General features: G+C 42.6%; 16 protein-coding genes. 9 read left to right on the top strand and 7 right to left on the bottom strand.

All coding sequences use genetic code 11. The features are described from left to right. Positions 1-59: 59 nt before the first annotated feature. On the bottom strand, positions 60-1,160 hold the full coding sequence (locus tag FG28_RS15205) for an AI-2E family transporter (protein WP_036384270.1): 1,101 nt from the start codon (positions 1,158-1,160) through the stop codon (positions 60-62). 4 nt (positions 1,161-1,164) lie between these two features. After that, complete coding sequence (locus tag FG28_RS15210; RefSeq protein ID WP_036384272.1) at positions 1,165-1,815, bottom strand: DUF4159 domain-containing protein; 651 nt, start codon at positions 1,813-1,815, stop codon at positions 1,165-1,167. A gap of 39 nt (positions 1,816-1,854) precedes the next feature. Here FG28_RS15210 and FG28_RS15215 point away from each other — a divergent pair, with 39 nt between their 5' ends. Further along, positions 1,855-2,631, top strand: a complete 777-nt coding sequence (locus FG28_RS15215) for a thioredoxin family protein (protein ID WP_081894419.1) — start codon at positions 1,855-1,857, stop codon at positions 2,629-2,631. Here the strand turns inward: FG28_RS15215 and FG28_RS15220 are convergent. Genes FG28_RS15220 through tsaD form a run of 3 tightly spaced genes read right to left on the bottom strand, consistent with a single transcriptional unit; the run spans position 2,628 to position 4,741 of the window. After that, entirely contained in the window at positions 2,628-3,332 is a 705-nt protein-coding gene (locus FG28_RS15220; protein WP_036384273.1) for a 16S rRNA (uracil(1498)-N(3))-methyltransferase, read from the bottom strand. The genes FG28_RS15215 and FG28_RS15220 overlap by 4 nt on opposite strands. A gap of 3 nt (positions 3,333-3,335) precedes the next feature. After that, a complete protein-coding gene (locus tag FG28_RS15225; protein WP_036384274.1) occupies positions 3,336-3,662 on the bottom strand; it encodes a TfoX/Sxy family protein in 327 nt (108 codons plus the stop codon). Between the two features lie 50 nt (positions 3,663-3,712). Continuing rightward, entirely contained in the window at positions 3,713-4,741 is a 1,029-nt protein-coding gene (tsaD, locus tag FG28_RS15230; protein ID WP_036384276.1) for a tRNA (adenosine(37)-N6)-threonylcarbamoyltransferase complex transferase subunit TsaD, read from the bottom strand. 102 nt (positions 4,742-4,843) lie between these two features. Between tsaD and FG28_RS15235 the strand changes: the two genes are divergently transcribed. The 4 genes from FG28_RS15235 to FG28_RS15250 all read left to right on the top strand — a co-directional run bounded on the left by FG28_RS15235 (position 4,844) and on the right by FG28_RS15250 (position 12,345). Further along, on the top strand, positions 4,844-9,271 hold the full coding sequence (locus FG28_RS15235) for a translocation/assembly module TamB domain-containing protein (protein WP_036384278.1): 4,428 nt from the start codon (positions 4,844-4,846) through the stop codon (positions 9,269-9,271). 135 nt (positions 9,272-9,406) lie between these two features. Beyond that, positions 9,407-10,393, top strand: coding sequence for a 6-phosphofructokinase (pfkA, locus tag FG28_RS15240; protein WP_036384279.1), 987 nt, complete (start codon positions 9,407-9,409; stop codon positions 10,391-10,393). Positions 10,394-10,415: 22 nt separating this feature from the next. Beyond that, the gene (gap, locus tag FG28_RS15245; RefSeq protein WP_036384282.1) at positions 10,416-11,417 is read left to right on the top strand and encodes a type I glyceraldehyde-3-phosphate dehydrogenase; all 1,002 of its coding nucleotides are present in this window, start codon (positions 10,416-10,418) and stop codon (positions 11,415-11,417) included. 76 nt (positions 11,418-11,493) lie between these two features. Continuing rightward, positions 11,494-12,345, top strand: a complete 852-nt coding sequence (locus FG28_RS15250; RefSeq protein WP_036384284.1) for an N-acetylglucosamine kinase — start codon at positions 11,494-11,496, stop codon at positions 12,343-12,345. On the opposite strand, the gene FG28_RS15255 is transcribed toward FG28_RS15250, so the two are convergent. Beyond that, positions 12,338-12,718 (bottom strand): RidA family protein, encoded by a 381-nt coding sequence (locus FG28_RS15255; RefSeq protein ID WP_036384286.1) that lies wholly within the window; start codon positions 12,716-12,718, stop codon positions 12,338-12,340. The genes FG28_RS15250 and FG28_RS15255 overlap by 8 nt on opposite strands. 47 nt (positions 12,719-12,765) lie before the next feature. Next, positions 12,766-15,462 (bottom strand): putative LPS assembly protein LptD, encoded by a 2,697-nt coding sequence (locus FG28_RS15260; protein WP_036384288.1) that lies wholly within the window; start codon positions 15,460-15,462, stop codon positions 12,766-12,768. 131 nt (positions 15,463-15,593) lie between these two features. On the opposite strand from FG28_RS15260, the gene FG28_RS15265 reads away from it, so the two are divergent. The 4 genes from FG28_RS15265 (at position 15,594) to FG28_RS15280 (ending at position 19,982) form a co-directional block, all read left to right on the top strand. Further along, positions 15,594-16,814 carry an N-acetylmuramoyl-L-alanine amidase gene (locus tag FG28_RS15265; RefSeq protein ID WP_036384290.1) on the top strand — a complete coding sequence of 407 codons (1,221 nt, stop codon included), beginning with the start codon at positions 15,594-15,596 and terminating at the stop codon, positions 16,812-16,814. A gap of 65 nt (positions 16,815-16,879) precedes the next feature. Beyond that, positions 16,880-17,851, top strand: coding sequence for an MlaD family protein (locus FG28_RS15270; protein ID WP_036384293.1), 972 nt, complete (start codon positions 16,880-16,882; stop codon positions 17,849-17,851). Between the two features lie 6 nt (positions 17,852-17,857). Next, positions 17,858-19,180, top strand: a complete 1,323-nt coding sequence (locus tag FG28_RS15275; RefSeq protein ID WP_036386722.1) for a (Fe-S)-binding protein — start codon at positions 17,858-17,860, stop codon at positions 19,178-19,180. A 10-nt stretch (positions 19,181-19,190) separates the two neighbouring features. Beyond that, complete coding sequence (locus tag FG28_RS15280) at positions 19,191-19,982, top strand: (Fe-S)-binding protein (protein WP_036384295.1); 792 nt, start codon at positions 19,191-19,193, stop codon at positions 19,980-19,982. The last annotated feature ends 27 nt before the right edge of the window (positions 19,983-20,009 follow it).

The following is a 20,009-nucleotide window of genomic DNA, read 5'->3' on the forward strand; positions in this document are numbered from 1 at the left end:
AATTATTTTCTATAAAATCCTGTACACCAGTATTTAATATTAATCTATTCAAACTAACACTACAGGTTTTTTGTCAACTTTTTCACAAAGGAATATTCGGTCAAAAACTCCTTTAAAACCACCTTTATGGCGGTATATCCGGGAACGGCAACCACCATTCCAACCACTCCAAAAAGCAATCCGGCAATGATGATGACCAAAAAGATTTCCAGCGGATGGGATTTTACACTTGTGGAAAAAATAAAGGGCTGCGAAAAGAAATTATCGATGAGCTGCCCTATCACCAAACCAATAAAAACATACAGGGCTTTTGGCAAAATTACGGTACTGAAATCGGCGCCTAAAAAACTGGTCATGGTGAGGGTGATCATGATGCCTCCTCCAATGATCGGGCCTATGTATGGGATAATGTTGAAAAGGGCACAAAGAAAAGCGATCACAATGGCATTTTCCACCCCAACGATGAACAGCGAAATGGTATAAACGACAAATAGGATGAAAAGCTGCAACAAGATCCCGGCAAAGTACCTTGAGAGCAATCCATTGATCTTGTCAATGGATTTTACCAGATTACTTTCTTTGTTGTCGGGTACAAAAGTGAGCATCCCATTTTGGAAAAGTTTACTGTCCTTTAAAAAGAAAAATGAGATAAAGAGCACAGAGAAAAAACCGACACTAAAGTTGCTCAGAGTATTGACAAAGGAATTGAGAAAGTTGGGTATAAAACCAAAGTTTAGGTCTTTGAGCACACTTTCCTCAAGATGGGATTCCTTGATTAAGTCTTCCACATTTCCTGACGTGGCCCCAAAATATTCCAAAATTTGAATGTACAGTGTGTTGATATCGGCTTTTAATGCCTCTATGTCCAAAAGGGATAGATTTTTACTTTGCTCTGTGATCAAGGGGATGAACAAAGCCAATATCCCCAGAAAAATGGCCAGCATAAGCACCATGGTCGCCACTACGGCCAAGGTATTTGGAAGCCTTAGTTTATGCCTTAGGAACAAAACAATTGGTCTTCCCAATAATGCAATGACCACGGCTATGGCCAAATAGGCTAAAACAGACTGGATTTTGTACAGGAAATAGCATAGGAGTACCACACCAACTATTATGCTTACTGCCCTTAAAATTCCATTGGCTATTGTTTTTGAGGTCATGATATCAACTTTTAAAAGCGTATTCCACGATATTGGCTCCCATTTGTAGGGCTTTTACCCGGACATCTTCCGGGTCGTTGTGCACTGAGGGGTCTTCCCAGCCATCGCCCAAGTCAGATTCAAAGGTGAACAAAAGCACCAATCTTCCTTTGTCAAAAATACCCAGGGCTTGGGGTCTTTTGCCATCATGCTCATGGATTTTGGGAAGGCCATCGGGAAATTTGAACTTTTGATCAAAAACAGGATGGTCTGCACCTAATTCTTCCAACTGTTTTTCGGGAAATACTTTTTTCAGTTCCCTTTCCAGATATGGGGCCATGCCATAATTGTCATCAATATGTAAAAATCCACCTGAAAGCAAATAGGTTCTTAGGTTTTCCGCCTCTTCATCGGTAAAAAAGACATTCCCGTGCCCTGTCATATGAAGGAATGGATACTTAAAAATGGTGACACTGCCCGTTTCCACGGTTTCGGGCTCAGGAGTGATTCTAGTACCCAGATTGGCATTGCAAAATTGGATGAGATTGGGCAAAGCCGTTGGGTTGGAATACCAATCACCTCCACCACCATATTTTAGGATGGCAATTTCTTGTGCAGGCACCAAGCCCATCATAAAAAACGTTAAAATACAACTGAACAGGGTAAGTTGTCTCATGAAAATCCGATTAACCAACTAATCAAAAGTACAGTATTCATGTTTAAAAAGATCATATTTCTCTCATTTGCCTTTTTTGGAATGTCGCTTATGGCATTGTACACCGTTAAATATGAAAATGACCATATGCCGGAGATGTTCAACAGTGCGGAACGGCCATTTGTGGTATTGGAACTTTTCACCTCACAGGGATGTTCCAGTTGCCCTTCTGCAGATAGGCTGTTGGAAAAGGTTAAGAAGGAGTTCCCGGAAACTGTTTTTGCCCTGTCCTACCATGTGGATTATTGGGACTACATTGGCTGGAAAGACCCTTTTGCCAAACCCGGCTATGCCAAAAAACAAAGCGAGTATAACCGTGAGTTCGGGTACCCCAACAATTACACCCCGCAAATGGTAGTAAACGGAAGGGAACATTTTGTAGGGTCGAATCAGGCCAAAGCATATTCCAAAATAGGGTACTATACAGCCCAGAACACAGAAAATTCGATCACAATTTTGGATGCCAAAACTTCAAGCGATAAAATTTCGTTCCAATATTCCATTTCCGGGGATTTCAGCCATAAACTCCTGCGCGCCGTTTTGGTGATAAACGAGCGAACTACAGAGGTAAAAAGAGGGGAAAACAGAAATAGGACCCTGCACAACAGCAATATTGTGGTCAATGAACACTATATTGATTTGGAAAGTCAAACAGGAAGTTCTTCCATTGCGATTCCGGCTTTGGTGACCCCAGCCGATGATTTGACCTTGATGTTATTGATGGAATCTGAAAATTTGGATATCACCGCGGCCGCCAAAACCCGGATAAACAACTAGCTGTTGATAATGGCAACTGTTGCGCAAGCTACAACTGCAGCAGTTTCTGTTCGTAAGCGGGTATTTCCCAAAGATATGGGTACAAAACCTTTCTGCTTGGCCAAATCAATTTCATCTTTGGAGAAATCACCTTCCGGACCAATGAGAATGGTAATGTCCCTATCAGCGATAACCCTTCTTTTCAATTCCATTTTTTCACCATTATCACAATGGCCAATGAACTTTAGTCCTGAGTGCTCTCCCTCAAGGAAAGTTTTTAAAGGGATTGCAGGATTGAGCTTGGGCAAAACGGTTTGCAGGGACTGTTTCATGGCAGATTGCAACACCCGTTCCATCCGTTCTAATTTTAAGGTTTTTCGTTCTGAATTATCACAGATGATGGGTGTGATTTCATCTACCCCAATTTCAGTGGCTTTTTCAAGGAACCATTCGTAGCGATCATTCATTTTGGTGGGAGCCACAGCAAGATGCAGCTTGTACCTTTTGGGAATGGTTTTTTTTGTGGAGATGATTCGGGCTTTGCATCTCTTTTGATCCGCAACCATGATTTCAGCCTCAAACGTATATCCTTTTCCGTTGGTAATATGCAGAATGTCACCTTCTTTTTTACGCAATACCCGAACAATATGCTTGCTTTCATCCGGCGAAAAGACAAACTGCGTGGCACTGTAATCTATAGAGGGGTTATAAAAGAGCTGCATAGGTTATAATTTAGTTTTTGCGTGTTCCAGGCCCATTTCTATCCAATGGTGCAATTGTTCTTCGCTTTTAAAACCCTGTGGTGAAACAAAGACAAATTCTTTCATGGGTTTTCCCGTAAAATCCATGGGTCTGGTATGTTCCTGTTGCAATACCGATTCCATTTTATTTCCGATTACCCGTACCATTAATTCATCCTTCACAACCCCCACTGTCATTTTACCCTGATAGAGGAAGGCTATGCCCCCGAACATTTTCTTTTCCGTGAAATTTTCAGGAATCAATGTAAGCGCTTGTTGAATTCTTTTTGCTATTTCTTCGTTGTAAGCCAAGGGTTAAATCTTAAAGGAAAGTTAGGGATTAATTATGAATTTACTGTGGGTCAACTGCCAATGGCATATCTGGCCTTGGCGGCTATACTTTGGTCCGAAAAATCACCCTTCATAAATTTAAGGTATCCCACAATGCCAATCATGGCGGCGTTATCGGTACAATATTCAAATTTTGGGATAAAAGTTGTCCACCCAAGGGTTTCCTCGGCTTCTTTTAATCTGTTACGAATACCCGAGTTGGCCGCAACTCCACCACCGATAGCAACTTGGGTTATCCCTGTTTCCTCTACGGCAAGTTTCAGTTTATCCATCAAGATCTCTAAAATGGTATACTGTACGGAGGCACAGATATCATTGATGTTCCCGGAAACAAAATCGGGATTGTTTTTGGTCTCTCGTTGTAAAAAATAGAGGATGCTCGTCTTTAATCCACTAAAGCTGAAGTTGAGACCATCCACTTTTGGTTTTGGAAAATCATAGGCCAATGGATTGCCCTGCTGGGCATATTTGTCCACCAACGGACCTCCGGGGTAGGGTAGCCCCATAAGTTTGGCACTTTTGTCAAAGGCTTCCCCAACGGCATCGTCCAAAGTTTCGCCTAGCACTTCCATGGTAAAGTGATCGGTAACCTTTACAATTTGTGTGTGTCCACCACTTATGGTCATTGCCAAAAATGGGAATTTAGGAGCAGTCTGTTTTTCATCTTCAATAAAGTGGGCCAAAATATGGGCTTCCATGTGGTTTACCTCAATCAATGGAATGTTGAGCCCAAGCGCCAATGATTTGGCGAATGAGGTGCCAACGAGCAGTGAACCCATAAGCCCGGGGCCACGTGTAAAAGCTATGGCAGATAGTTGTTTTTTGTCGATATTTGCCTTGGCCAAGGCTTGGTGCACCACGGGGACAATGTTTTGTTGATGGGCCCGCGATGCCAACTCTGGGACAACACCTCCATATTGCCTGTGGATTTCTTGTGTGGCCACCACATTGCTCAGTACTTTTGTATTGCAGAGAATTGCGGCCGACGTATCATCACACGATGATTCAATTGCAAGAATGTAATTTTTTGAATTTGTCACTGGCTTTGGAACAAAATTTGGACATCAAAGGTAAAACATAAAACCCCTATCAAAAAACTTCGGAAAATACTGCTTCGTTTTGTATTGGCTATTTTGCTGATCATGGTATTGGGCTCTTTGATTTTGTCCATGCCTGCAGTACAGACCAAAATGGCAAAGTATGCCATGGAATCCATCAACAATGAGTTTGGAACCAATATCCAAATAGACCAGGTCAGTCTTTCTCTTTTTAATCTTAATGCAGGGATCAAGGGCATTTATGTTCAAGATTACAAGAAAGATACATTGGCCTACATCAATAAATTGACCACTTCCGTGCTGAACATTAGAAATATGGTCAATGGTAAAATGGAGTTTGGTGATATTGATATCGATGGTCTTTTCTTCAACCTAAAAACCTACGAAGGGGAATCCGACACCAATTTGGATGTGTTTGTGGCCAAACTGGACGATGGCAAACCCAGACCTCCCGGAACACCGCCCTTTTTTATGTCATCCGATGGGATAGAGATCAATGATGGACGGTTTATGCTGAGTGATGAAAATTTAGAATCGGCTGAAATCCTGAACTTCACCGAACTGAACATATTGGCCAGTGATTTTCAAATACTGGGTCCGGAGGTCACTTTGATTATTGAGGACCTGGCATTGGATGCCAAACGAGGGCTTCGGCTGAAAAAACTATCCACAAATTTCAAGTATACCAAAGAGCAGATGCGTTTTGATTCATTGCTCATCGATACGGAACAATCTGAACTGAAGGGCAATCTCGTTTTCAATTACAATCGTGAGGATTTTGCACAATTTGTGGATCGTGTACAGATTGATGCCAATTTTACGGAATCTACCGTGGCCCTGAACGAGGTGAATGCATTTTACGATGAATTTGGGCAGGACAGAGTGGTCACTCTCACCGCTGATTTTGGGGGAGTACTCAATAAATTGGAGGTTGACAACCTGTTTCTCTACACCGATAACACAGGTATACGTGGGGACTTTGAGTTTGACAACATGTTCACGGACCAAGCTCCGTTTGTGATACGTGGCGATATTGATAATCTAACCTCCAGTTATTACCAATTACGTGCCCTCTTGCCCAATATTTTGGGAAGGAACATTCCGGAATCTGTTCAAAAATTGGGGCAGTTCACGGTTCGGGGAGATGCAGAGGTCACGGAGACATCTTTAGATGTGAAGGTAAATCTCAATACCGCGGTCGGGAGCAGTTATATGGATGTGCAAATGACCAATCTGCAAGCAAAAAACGATGCTTCTTATATTGGATTTATTTCATTGATTGACTTTGATCTGGGGGATTTTATCGAAGATGATGAACTGGGGCTTACTTCCTTGGATGTGAACGTTGAAGGAAAAGGATTTGCCGCTGAAAACTTGAACACAGAGGTCATTGGGGAAGTGTACAAGCTTCAGTTTAATGATTACGAATACAACAACATTAAAATTTCAGGTATTCTCAAAGACCAGTTGTTTGATGGTACGTTGCTCTGCAATGACGAAAATTTCCGGTTCGATTTTAAAGGTTTGGCAGACTTTGGGGGCAGGGAAAACAAATTCAACTTTATTGCGGCCGTGGACTATGCAGATCTAAAGGAGCTGAACTTCATTGATGATAGTATTTCCATTTTTAAGGGGCATGTGAACATGGATATAGAAGGAGGGACCCTGGATGATATGGCAGGGCAGATGCGCTTTTCCAACACCACCTATCAAAACCAAAATTCCACCTATTACTTTGAGGATTTCTCCGTGTATTCGTCTTTTGATCAGGATACGGTTCGGACGGTGGAGATCAATTCACCAGATATTATCACGGGCTATGTACGGGGAAAGTTCAAGGTCAATGAAATAGGAAAATTGGTACAAAATTCCGTGGGGAGCATTTATACCAACTATAAACCCTATGAAATTTCGGAAGGGCAACATCTGGATTTCAATTTCAAGATTTACAATAAAATTGTGGACGTCTTTTTCCCAGATGTGGCCTTTGACCCCAATACGTTTATTCGCGGAAATATTGTTTCGGATGAAGGGGATTTTAAGCTCACCTTTAAATCGCCCAGTATTGAGGCCTTTGGGAACAAGTTCGATAATATTGAATTAAAGATTGACAATAAAAACCCGCTCTTCAACACCTTCGTTTCCGTTGAGGACATGTCCACTAATTATTACGATGTCAAGGATTTTAGCTTGATAAACACCACCTTGAAGGACACCCTGTTCTTTAGAACAGAGTTCAAGGGAGGAAGTGAGTACAATGATAGCTACAACCTCAACTTCTATCACACCTTCAATGAAAATAACAGGTCTGTTATTGGCTTAAAGAAATCCGATGTCAGTTTTAAAGGCAACACCTGGATATTGAACAAAGATGGTAACAGTCAAAACAAAGTCATCATCAACAGAACATTGGACAGTATCCGAATAGAGGATGTGGTGATGGATAATAACAACCGGGAGCAGATTCGCCTTAGGGGAGAGTTTGCCGATTCTACCTACAAGGATTTAGATCTTCAGTTTAAGATTGTTTCCCTGAACAAGATTACTCCCGCCATAGACAGTTTAAAATTGAATGGATCGGTGGACGGTTTTCTCAATATTCTACAAAAAGATGGTAAATACCTACCCACATCTAGCCTTAACGTAAGCAATTTTAGTGTTAACGACATTCGGTTGGGCGATTTGGAAGTGGGGATATTCGGTAACAATGACCTTACACAGTTTGGGGTGAGCACATGGCTCAACGACAATGGAAAGGAGAAAATGAGCATTAATGGGAAGGTCACCAATTTTGACAACAAGCAAGAACTGGATCTTTCGGCAAATTTCACGGATTTCAACTTGGAACCGTTCGCTCCTTTGGGCGAGGATGCCATATCCAATATCAGGGGAAGCATTATCGGAAGTGCCAAGGTTACGGGAAGTGTCAGTAATCCCTCCATTAATGGTTCCTTGAGTTTGGTAAATGCTGGGATTGGAATTCCCTACCTCAATGTGGATTACAATTTTGCGCAATATTCCCGTGTGCGTCTGTTTGACCAAACCTTCTATTTTGAAAATGTGGGCCTTTCAGATGTTGCTGAAGGAACAACGGCAACCTTGGACGGTACTATTAGCCATACCGGTTTTGAGGATTGGTATCTCGGATTGGATGTGGACACCAGGAACAACCGTTTTATGATTCTGAATACCGAATTTAATGAAGAGTCCCTGTACTATGGAACAGGTTTCATTAACGGGACAGGAAGTATTTATGGTCCTACCGATGCGTTGACCATTTCGGTGGATGCCACCACGGCCAGGGGGACATCCCTAAAAATACCACTGAGTGATGTTACTAGTGTAGGAGACTATTCCTTTATCAATTTTATTGAAAAGGGAGAATCGGAATCCTTTAGCGAAGAGCGGGTTTTACAAGATTACCAAGGTTTGGAAATGGCCTTTGACTTGGCCGTGACGCCCGAAGCCGAAGTCGAGATTGTGGTGGACCGGAGTACGGGAAGCTCTCTCAAGGGAACCGGGGAAGGAATTTTGCTGATAGAAATCAATACCAATGGGAAGTTCAATATGTATGGTGACTTTGTTGTGGTCACAGGGGAATACAACTTTAAATACGGTGGTGTTATCGACAAAAAGTTTAAAGTGCGACCCGGAGGGACCATTCTGTGGGAACGGGACCCCTTAGCGGCACAGTTGAACTTGGAAGCGGTATATTCATTAAATGCAAACCCAGCGCCACTGTTGGATAACCCAGGGTATACTGGAAGAATCCCCACTGAGGTGGTGGTTCGTTTGGATGGGGAACTGGAGAGCCCAACCATTGATTTTGGCATCGATTTTCCGGGAACAAACTCAGTGGTACAGTCCGAGCTGGAATATAGATTACAGGATCCCACGGTAAAAGAGCGCAATGCCTTTTTTCTTTTGGCACAAGGAACTTTTGTAAATCCGCAATCAGGAATAAACCAACAAGCCGTAACAGGTAATCTCATTCAAACGGCATCGGGACTGCTCAATCAGATTTTGGCTGGGAATAATGACAAGTTCAATTTGGGATTGTCCTATGAACAAGGTCTCATAGATCCCAATGCCGATATTCAAACCGAAAACAGGATAGGAGTTACCGTTTCCACACAGATATCAGACCGTATTTTGGTCAATGGTAGAGTGGGGGTGCCGGTCGGAGGCGTATCCGAAACGGTGGTGGCAGGTGATGTTGAGGTTCAGGTATTGTTGAACGAACAAGGAACCCTAAGTGCCAAAATCTTCAATAGGGAAAACCAAATTCAACAGTTCTTGGCCGAGCGGCAAGGTTACACCCAAGGTGTAGGTCTCTCGTATCAGGTAGATTTCAACAGTTTCAAGGAGTTGATGCAAAAAGTTTTCAATAAAAAAGAAAAAGCAGCAGATTCCCCTGTAGAGGAGGAAATGGAACAACCCGTTGAAACCATGGGGCAAGATAGTTTGATACGTTTTTTACCCAAAAAGGAATCACCTCTAAAGCGGCCTTAGTGTCAGATAGTTTTTTTCACTGTTTTCATTAAAATTCTTACGAAAACGTTTGAAGTTTTAAGGGAAAACAAATAAATTATTAAGGCATTCATTAATTAAATAAAGTTTCCTAGTTTTGACCCTTTAAAATTTTGAATGGCCTCAGAAATAAAGAAAATAGGAGTTTTTACCTCCGGTGGAGACTCTCCGGGGATGAATGCGGCAATTCGCTCCGTTGTCCGTACATGTGCATATCTGAAAATTGAATGCGTAGGGATTTACAGAGGGTATCAAGGAATGATTGAAGGCGATTTCAAGACTTTGGACGCCCGTAGTGTAAACAATATCATCAATAAAGGAGGAACGATCCTCAAATCTGCACGCTGCCAAGAGTTTCGGACAAAGGAAGGAAGAAAGAAAGCTTACGACCAATTGAAGAAAGAAGGCATTGATGCCTTTGTAGTTATTGGTGGAAATGGAAGTTTTGCTGGAGCCATGCTCTTTAATGAAGAGTACGGTTTTCCCATTATGGGAATTCCGGGTACCATAGACAATGATATTTTAGGTTCCTCATACACCATCGGTTTTGATACGGCTATCAACACCGTTGTGGATGCGATAGATAAAATCAGGGATACCGCAAGTTCCCACAACCGACTGTTCTTCGTGGAAGTGATGGGACGTGACGTGGGCCATATTGCATTGAATGCTGGAGTTGGTGCGGGAGCCGAAGAAATATTGATACCAGAGCAGAATTTGGGTCTGGAACGTTTGTTGGATTCCTTAAAGCGGAGTAAAAAATCTGGAAAATCCTCCAGTATTGTTATTGTGGCTGAAGGGGACAAAACCGGTAAGAATGTTTTCGAACTGAAGGAATATGTAGAGGAACACCTGCCCATTTATGACGTTAGGGTATCTGTACTGGGACACATGCAGCGTGGAGGTAACCCAAGCTGTTTTGACCGGGTTCTGGCCAGTAGGATGGGTGTAAAGGCCGTTGAGAGCTTGCTGGAAGGTAAATCAAACTATATGGTGGGAATCCGCGATACCAAATTGGTGTTGACGCCCATCGCAGAAGCCATCAAGGCTCACACAGAAATTGATGAAGAACTCATACGAGTTTCCGATATAATGACAACTTAATGTAAAAACTAAAAAAGAGAACATGTCAAATTTAAAAATAGGAATCAACGGATTCGGTAGAATTGGAAGGTTGGTATTTCGTGCAACCGTAAAAAGAGACAATGTAGATGTTGTGGCCATCAACGATTTGTTGGATGTGGAGCATCTTGCATATTTGTTGGAGTACGACTCTGTACACGGTAAATTCGATGGAACCATAGAAGTGAAGGACGGTAACTTGGTGGTAAACGGAAAAACCATCAGGATTACTGCCGAACGTGACCCTAAAAACTTGAAGTGGGATGCTGTGGGTGCGGATATCGTTGCGGAATGTACAGGTATTTTCACCACTTTGGAAACTGCCCAGTACCACATTGATGGTGGGGCCAAAAAAGTGGTAATCTCCGCTCCGTCCAAAGATGCTCCAATGTTCGTTATGGGCGTAAACCATAAAGATGTAAAAGCATCGGATAAGATTATTTCCAATGCCTCTTGTACCACCAACTGTCTTGCCCCTTTGGCCAAGGTACTGAATGATGAGTTCGGTATAGAGGAAGGATTGATGACCACAGTTCACGCAACAACTGCTACCCAATTAACGGTTGATGGTCCTTCAAAAAAGGATTACAGAGGTGGTAGAAGTGCCCTTTTGAACATTATTCCAGCTGCCACAGGTGCTGCCAAAGCGGTGACCAAGGTTATTCCATCTTTGGAAGGAAAATTGACAGGTATGGCCTTTAGAGTGCCCACTGCTGATGTTTCTGTGGTGGATTTGACCGTTAAACTGCAAAAAGAAACTTCATATGATGGAATCAAGGCTGCCATGAAAAAAGCTTCTGAAGGTGAATTGGCAGGTATTTTGGGCTATACGGATGAATTGGTGGTTTCCCAGGATTTTGTGGGAGACACAAGAACATCCATCTTTGATGCGGATGCAGGAATTGAACTAAATTCCAAATTCTTCAAAGTGGTTTCTTGGTACGACAATGAGACCGGCTACTCCAACAAACTGGTGGACCTGGCAGAGCACGCAGCCAGCCTATAATTTATTATCTTACTATATTATTATTTCCTGAAAGGGGGGTAACCCTCTTTCAGGATTCAATTTAAACACTGACCGTATGATATTGATAGTGGATAGTGGCGCCACCAAGTCCGATTGGATTGCCCTGGACGATAAAGGCGAGCAATTGTTCCTTACCCAGACTTTGGGGTTAAGTCCAGAGGTTCTTACCCGTGAGGTAATAGAGGATCGTTTGGCTAATAATTTTGAGCTTTCAAAGAATAGGGAAGACGTACGTCAGTTATATTTCTATGGAGCAGGATGTGGCACCGATAGAATGAAGATTTTCTTGAAGGAAATCTTCAAGGATTTTTTTCCTAATGCCAAAACCGAGGTTCGTGAGGACACTTATGCGGCCATCTATTCCACAACCAAGATTGGTCGTCAGGGCATTGTTTGTATTTTGGGAACTGGATCTAACTGTAGTTATTATGACGGTCACCAATTATTTCAAAAAGTGACATCATTAGGTTATATTTTAATGGATGATGGCAGTGGTAATTTCTTTGGAAGAAAACTATTGAGGGATTACTACTTTCACAAGATGCCGCAAGATCTGGGCATTAAGTTTGCCAAGGAATATAATCTTGATGCCGATGTCATAAAGGAAAATCTGTACAAACAGCCCAACCCAAATACCTATTTGGCCACTTTTGCCCGTTTTATCATTGAAAATAAGGAACATCCCTACTGTAAAGGCGTCATAGAAAAAGGGTTGCAGCAATTTGTGAACAACTATATCATGCAATTTGAGCTGGCCACTAAAGTACCGATCAGCTTTGTGGGCAGTATTGCACACTTTCTTCAGGATGAGCTAACGGCTTGTTTGGAGCGAAATGACCTCATTTTGGGCGTGATCCGCAGAAGACCCATTGAAGGGTTGGTTGAATTTCATAAAGAAACTATTTAACGGCAATCATAGAAATTTCAACGTTGACGAACTTGGGAAGGTTTGCTACTTCCACAGTTTCCCTAGCCGGGGCGGTCTCTGGGTCAAAATAAGTGCCGTATACTTCATTTATTTGTGAGAACTGGTGCATGTCCTTAATGAAGATTGAGGTCTTTACCACATTTTCAAAGGTCATATCGGCAGCTTCCAGAATAGCTTTGAGGTTTTCCAAAGATTGCTTTGTTTCTGCTTTTACATCTCCTTTTACCAACTCACTCGTGCTGGGGTCAAGAGCAATCTGACCCGAAATATATAATGTATCCTTAACGAGTACCGCTTGGTTATAAGGGCCAATTGGGTCTGGGGCTTTGGTGGTATTTACTATTTTTTTCATAGTTATAATTTTATCCTATAATGTATGGCAGGTGAAGTTATTTAAAATTATCGTCTGCCACGGAATGGCTGGCTTCTATTTTCCCATTTCAAATCGCTGAGTATGGAACTCTTTATACCGATAAAGAAATACCATCGTTCGTAACGTCCAAACGGAGTCCAATCAAAACTCAACCTAAAACTGCTCAAATCTCGCTTAAAATTAAACCGGGTATCGGCAAATCCCTTGTTCTTGAAATCGTAACCAGAATTGAAACCAATTTCCCATTTGGGGGAAAGTTGAACGTTTCCGGTAAACATCAAAGAGTGGTTAGTGATTTCTTTTTCCCGATTCCTATTGCTATAGGTGGCCACATAGGTCAAACGCATATCCCAGGGGACTTGGGTGCCGTAAATTGGATTCTCTTCACCACCGCCACCTTCTTTTTCTTTCTGAAAATGGGGCTGACCATCCTCAGCGCCTTCCAGTTCAAAGGGGTTGGCACCATAATCGGGATCTTGCGCACCCCGCTCATCAGGCTTTTTTTGGCCGCCACCTTTTTGGAACATTTCACTGTTAATGGAAAACCCTGTGTTCAACCGGGCCGAGGTAAGTCGGGCCAATCCCCCGCCATTTTTAATGTTCAAGGTATTTATTCGCCTGCCGTTGTTGTCTATGGCATAGGGATCAAAGGTAGCAGAGAAGTTTATAGGGACGTTTTTTATTATTTCCGTGGCTCCACTCATGTTGATAGGACTCAGTTTTAAAGAATCAGCCTCAAAATTATAACTGGTTGAAAAGGTCAGGTTGCTTAAAATGCTCACCTTTTTGGGCTCCGTGGCTGTGGAATCCTTGTCGCGCACTTTTGCTTCCAGTGTGTTCTGCAATGAAAAATTAAGGGAACTTCCGCGGTTCAAGGAAGGTCGGCCATAAATACTGGTTTCAAAGGGGGTGTACTGGACTTCCTCGCCATCTTCATCGGTATAAGTTTCATAAAATTGTTCAAAGGAAGGGGTGTAACTATACCCAATGGAAGGCCGCATTACATGGCGTATGGCCTGTATTTTTTTATCCTCACCGAAATTAAAGGTACCGTAGACCACCGTTCCCAAGCTTGCTCCCAAATTATATCGGTTAAACCTATCAAACCCTGGAATGGTATCGGTGACCACTGCTTCTTGGTCGGCATCATATCTTCGACGCAGAGTTTCCAAGGTCCACACGTCTTCATAGCTCCCGTTCAAGCTCACACTGAGGTATTTAGCTACTTTAAAGTTGGTACCGATGGGAATTCGGTGCCGGGCACCAACACGAGCATCCTCAAACATTTTGCTGGTAAAAAAGTCCTCCTCGGTGGTGGTAATACTGTTTTGGGCGTTTACATCATACTGAAAGTTGATATTTTGTAAAATCCCTTTTTTTATTCCATCCCTTTTGGCGAAAGGGAAAATTCGTTCCATACTGGCCTGAAAAGTAGGCAGCGACATATTGATGGTTTGTGTCCTGGAGTTTTGGGTATGGCTCAGGGTCAAACTCGCATTCACGGAAGGGTATTCGGGAAACGTTTTGGAATAACTTATAGATGATGCAAACGTATTGGTCTGCGAATTGTTCCGGTTTACCTGATTGAGGGAATTGGTATAGAATTGGCTGCTCCCTAGGTTCACCGAAGCGGAAAAACGTGAATACGGACTTGCCTTAGGGTCTTGGGAGTGCGATATTCTTATGTTATAGCTACTGGTTCGATTATAGTCATCAAAGCCTCTTTGGCTTCGAATTAGGTTCTCATAGCTGACATTGACGTTCCCTCTAAACTTATAGCGTTTGGTGTAAACGGTTTGTCCCCGGAAACCATAACTGCCATTAGTGTAATAATCACCGGTAATGCTTAGATCCACATAATCGCTTATGGGCAGATAATACCCTCCGTTCTGCAAAAAATAACCACGTTGGGGATCGTTACCAAAAGTTGGAAAAAGTAGTCCGGCCACACGGCCCGTGGTTAATGGAAAATAAGCGAAAGGCAACGCAATGGGCGTGGGAACGTCCACAATGTACATATTGCTAAAACCAGCAATGATTTTCTTTTTGGGCACAAACTTGGCCTTGCGTACCCTAATATAATAATCTGGATCAACGGTATCCTTTGAGGTGGTCAACTTTCCTTCACTTAAAAAGTAAACAGAGTCATTTTCCTTTTTGGTAACTTCAGCATACACGTTCATGGCATCGCTCCCTAATGCCCCCGCGCCTGCTTGCTGTTCCGTTCTGGAGTTCCAGATGAGGGCTTTTTGGGTGTCAAAATTAAAGCGAATGGAATCCGGTCTAACCTCATTCTCACCTTGTTTAAAAAACGGTAACTGGGTATAAACGCCCTTTTCATCCTTTATCCGCCCGGCGTATACTTCATTTTTAACATAATCCATTACAATAACACCTGCCTTGAGTTCGGTATCCTGGTAATAGATTTCGGCCTCATCGTACAAATAAATTTTGTTTTCTTTTTGGCTTAACCGTACATAATCTTTGGCCTTATATTTGATTTTATCCAATAGCAACGGCTGGTTCCCAGATACGGAATCCACTTCAACCGAATCCACCGAATTTGAGGGATTAAGCAGGTCTGCAGTTAGCAAGGGAGCCGTGATGCTATCCTGCGCAGCTTTTATGGGCAAAGGGGTAATGCGGTCTTCCTGAGCTGTTAAGGTGAGTCTGCCACAAAGAAGAACAAATAGGAAAACTAAAAGATGTTTGTTTGATTGCAACGTGATAAATCCTATTTTTGTGCTGGGTTGGCTCAGTTTTTGTGCTCAAACTTACATATATTTTTTGTTCCGCTTATTGGGGATTACAATATTTTTAACCAATATTGGGAGACTATAAATAAACAGTTCTTATGAATAAAAGTTGGATTACATTTTTCGTTTTATTATTCATAGCCCCAACACTGATTTCATTTAACATTACCAATTTACAAAAAACAACCAAGGACAAATTCATTGTTGTCCTTGATGCTGGCCACGGTGGGCACGACCCCGGCAATATTGGAAATGGATATTTGGAAAAGGATATTGCCCTTCAGGTTGTACTGGAGGCCGGAAAGGAACTGGAAAAGGACCCCACCATTAAGGTCTTGTATACCCGGGACGACGATACTTTTGTAGACCTCTTTAAAAGGGGGGAGATAGCCAATCAGGCCAACGCAGACCTTTTTGTGTCCGTACATTGCAACTCCCATAGTTCCGATGCCAGTGGGGCAGAAACTTTTGTTCTGGGCCTTCATGCCAATCAACGTAATTTTGAAGTGGCCAAAAAGGAGAACTCGGTAATTTATTTGGAAGATGACTACGCGCAACGTTATGCGGAGTATGATATTAACTCCCCTGAATCCATTATTGGTTTGACCATTATGCAGGAAGAATTTTTGGACCAAAGTATTCTGTTGGGCAAAAAGCTTCAGGACAACTTTACCAAAAAATTAAATCGAAAGGACAGAAAGGTCAAACAGGCTGGTTTTATTGTACTGCACCAAACCTTTATGCCCAGTGTTTTGGTAGAGACCGGTTTTTTGACCAATAAAGGAGAAGGTGCGTATCTAAATTCAAAGAGCGGTCAGCGAGAGATGGGCAAGGCCATTTCAGATGCCGTTTTGGCCTACAAATCCGAAATCAATACAGGTGTGGATATCAGCACGATTTCAAAAGAAATTGAAGACAACGAAGTCGTGGTCAACATTCCAGAAGAGACCAAAAGTGAAGAAAAAACTCCTGCTAAGGTAGAAGAAACACCTAAAAAGGAAGAAACAGTTGTCGAATCAACCCCAAAAGAAGAAACAACCACCCCGCCCGTTGTACGTGCAAATACCGGAGTGGTATTTAAGGTACAGCTTTTGGCAAGTGCCAAGAGTATTCCTCTACGAGCAGAAAACTTTAATGGTTTGGATATTTTGTCCAGAGAACCTTATAAAAACCTTTACCGATACATGTATGGAAATGCAGGTACCTTGGATGACGCAAAAAGGCTAAAGGCCAACGCAGATGCCAAAGGCTACACAACCTCATATATAGTGGCCTATAAAGATGGAAAGCGGGTACCTTTGTCACAAGCAACCAACTAGATAAACATCTTTGGCAGCCTTGTCAAAAATATTCCTAATTTTGTTTAAACCATAAACCGAATCCTTTGAAGCTATCCAGGGAAGTTAAAACCGGGGTTATCGTACTCGTAGGAATCTTTGCCTTTATTTTTGGGCTCAGCTATTTAAAATCCTCCCCACTATTCGACAACAATAAAACTTTTTACGCCGTGTACGAGAGTGTTGGCGGTTTACAGCCAGGAACACAAGTATCCATCAATGGATACAATGTAGGCAATGTTACCAACATTGGTTTTAAAGATAATTCCGGAAAGTTGTTGGTGACCTTTTCGGTGAGCAATGAGTTTGATTTTTCCCAGAACAGTATCGCGGAACTTTTTGATACGGGTATCATAGGCGGCAAGGGAATCCAGATTGTTCCTGTTTTCGATGGAGCCCCAAGTGCAAAATCAGGGGATACCTTGCAATCCAATATAAAACCGGGCATCACTGAGTTGGTACAGCAAAAACTCACGCCCTTGCAGATGAAAGTGGAAGGGGCAGTTTCCAATGCGGATACTTTGTTGATGAATGTTAATCAAATATTGGATGATCCCACAAAAAGGGAATTAAAAGAAACCATTGTTTCGCTCAACCAATTGGTAAAGGCATTTAAGGGCAGTGCGGACAAGATAAATGTGTTGTTGGAGAACAACCAAGAACAATTGGACAGCTCCCTTAAAAATGTGGATAAAATCACTTCCAACTTCTCCAAGCTTTCAGACTCCTTGGCCAGTGTGGATTTAGCAGGAACCCTGACCAATTTTCAGATCACTGTGGATAAATTGAATGCCATCCTCGGAAAAATTGAAAAAGGAGAAGGGTCATTGGGCAAGTTGCACCAAGACGATGCCCTGTACAACAACTTAACGGAAGCTTCAAGGCAACTGGAACTATTGCTCCAAGACTTTAGGCTAAATCCAAAGCGATACGTCAATGTATCCGTTTTTGGAAAAAAGCAAAAGGAATATACGCTCCCGGAGAATGACCCGGCAGATTCAATCCAGACCCAGAACTAATACATGATGGAATTTTTGCCCAATATACTTTTTGTGATAGCCCTAATTTTAGGTATCGGTTTCTTCACTAGAAACGTCAAAAAACTGTCCCGGAATATCAAATTGGGCAAGGATGTGGATGTGAGCGACAACAAGCCGCAACGTTGGAGAAATATGGTCCGAATCGCTCTGGGACAGACCAAGATGGTGGTTCGACCAGTTGCCGGACTCATGCACATTTTTGTATATGTTGGCTTTATCATCATCAATATTGAAGTGTTGGAGATTATTTTGGATGGGATTTTAGGCACCCATAGACTGTTTGCTCCCCTCGGCACATTGTATGATGTTTTAATCGCATCCTTTGAAATTTTGGCCTTGTTGGTCATTGTGGGCGTGGTCGTTTTTTGGATACGACGGAACATCATCAAACTGCAACGATTCATAAAACCAGAGATGAAAGGTTGGCCCAAAACAGACGGCAATCTAATTCTTTACATCGAATTTGTGTTGATGCTGTTGTTTTTGACCATGAATGCTGCAGATTACCAGCTACAACAAATGGGAGCAGCCCATTACACAGAGGCGGGGGCTTTTCCGATCAGCCAGTTTATTGTTCCTGTATTGGACGGTCTTCCCATGTCCACTTTGATTTTGATTGAGCGGACCGCATGGTGGTTGCACATTTTGGGCATCTTGGCCTTTTTGAATTATTTGTATTACTCCAAGCATTTGCACATTCTTTTGGCGTTTCCAAATACCTATTACGGTAAGGTGAGGCCACAGGGACAGTTCAATAATTTAGAATCCGTCACCAATGAGGTTAAATTGATGATGGACCCTTCCGCCGACCCCTATGCGGCACCCCCGGCCGACGCTCCGGAGCCTGAAAAGTTTGGAGCTTCTGACGTAATGGATTTGAATTGGGTGCAGTTGTTGAACGCCTACACCTGTACCGAATGCGGTCGATGCACTTCAGAATGTCCGGCCAACCAAACCGGAAAGAAATTATCGCCCCGAAAAATAATGATGGATACCCGTGACCGCTTGGAAGAAGTCGGAAAGATCATGGATGCCAACAAGGGCGAATTTGTGGATGATGGCAAACAATTGCTGAATGATTACATCACCCCGGAAGAACTATGGGCGTGCACTACGTGCAATGCTTGTGTGCAGGCATGTCCCGTGAGTATAGACCCATTATCCATCATCGTGGAGATGAGACGCTATTTGGTCATGGAACAATCCGCGGCCCCAATGGAGTTGAACAATATGATGTCCAACATAGAAAATAACGGTGCACCTTGGCCCTACAATCAAATGGACCGACTAAACTGGGTGAACGAATAAATTTGGAACTATGAGCGAGCAATTGAAGGTCAAAACCATGCAGGAGTTTATGGCGGAAGGCAAGCAGCCCGAAATATTGTTTTGGGTCGGCTCGGCTGGTAGTTATGATGATCGGGCCAAAAAGATCACTAGAGCTTTTGTAAAGTTATTGAACAAAGCCAATGTTGATTTTGCTGTTTTGGGTACTGAAGAGAGTTCCACTGGTGATGTGGCCAAACGAGCAGGTAACGAGTTTTTGTTTCAGATGCAGGCCATGATGAACATAGAACTGTTGAACGGCTATGAAATTAAACGGATCGTAACCTGTGACCCACATTCCTTCAACACCCTAAAAAATGAGTATCCCGGTTTGGGTGGCAAGTATGATGTTCTCCATCACACCCAATACCTAAAAGAATTGATAGACAAGGGTCGTTTGACCATAGAGGGAGAAGTTTACAAAGGAAAGCGTATAACCTTCCATGATCCCTGTTATTTAGGTCGGGCAAATTCGGAGTATGAAGCTCCAAGAGAAATGCTTTCCAAGACCAACGCGGAATTGGTGGAAATGAAGCGTCACAAAAAAACAGCCCTTTGCTGTGGAGCCGGAGGCGCGCAAATGTTCAAAGAACCGGAAAAGGGAGACATGGACATCAACGTGCTACGTACCCAAGATGCCTTGGAGACCCAACCCAATATTATTGCCACAGGTTGCCCGTATTGCAATACCATGATGACAGACGGCATCAAGGCACATGAAAAAGAAGATAGTGTTACCGTTTTGGATGTTGCCGAGTTATTGGCAAACTCCCTAAATTTGTAACTGTATAATTGCCCCCTGGAGGGACCA

This window comes from Muricauda sp. MAR_2010_75, assembly GCF_000745185.1.
Lineage (GTDB): Bacteria > Bacteroidota > Bacteroidia > Flavobacteriales > Flavobacteriaceae > Flagellimonas.

Bases quoted from the DNA above. Each gene is read 5' to 3' on its own strand.
- FG28_RS15205 (WP_036384270.1), bottom strand. From the start codon at position 1,160: ATGACCTCAAAAACAATAGCCAATGGAATTTTAAGGGCAGTAAGCATA.
- FG28_RS15210 (WP_036384272.1), bottom strand. From the start codon at position 1,815: ATGAGACAACTTACCCTGTTCAGTTGTATTTTAACGTTTTTTATGATG.
- FG28_RS15215 (WP_081894419.1), top strand. From the start codon at position 1,855: ATGTTTAAAAAGATCATATTTCTCTCATTTGCCTTTTTTGGAATGTCG.
- FG28_RS15220 (WP_036384273.1), bottom strand. From the start codon at position 3,332: ATGCAGCTCTTTTATAACCCCTCTATAGATTACAGTGCCACGCAGTTT.
- FG28_RS15235 (WP_036384278.1), top strand. From the start codon at position 4,844: ATGGTATTGGGCTCTTTGATTTTGTCCATGCCTGCAGTACAGACCAAA.
- pfkA (WP_036384279.1), top strand. From the start codon at position 9,407: ATGGCCTCAGAAATAAAGAAAATAGGAGTTTTTACCTCCGGTGGAGAC.
- gap (WP_036384282.1), top strand. From the start codon at position 10,416: ATGTCAAATTTAAAAATAGGAATCAACGGATTCGGTAGAATTGGAAGG.
- FG28_RS15250 (WP_036384284.1), top strand. From the start codon at position 11,494: ATGATATTGATAGTGGATAGTGGCGCCACCAAGTCCGATTGGATTGCC.
- FG28_RS15255 (WP_036384286.1), bottom strand. From the start codon at position 12,718: ATGAAAAAAATAGTAAATACCACCAAAGCCCCAGACCCAATTGGCCCT.
- FG28_RS15265 (WP_036384290.1), top strand. From the start codon at position 15,594: ATGAATAAAAGTTGGATTACATTTTTCGTTTTATTATTCATAGCCCCA.
- FG28_RS15275 (WP_036386722.1), top strand. From the start codon at position 17,858: ATGGAATTTTTGCCCAATATACTTTTTGTGATAGCCCTAATTTTAGGT.
- FG28_RS15280 (WP_036384295.1), top strand. From the start codon at position 19,191: ATGAGCGAGCAATTGAAGGTCAAAACCATGCAGGAGTTTATGGCGGAA.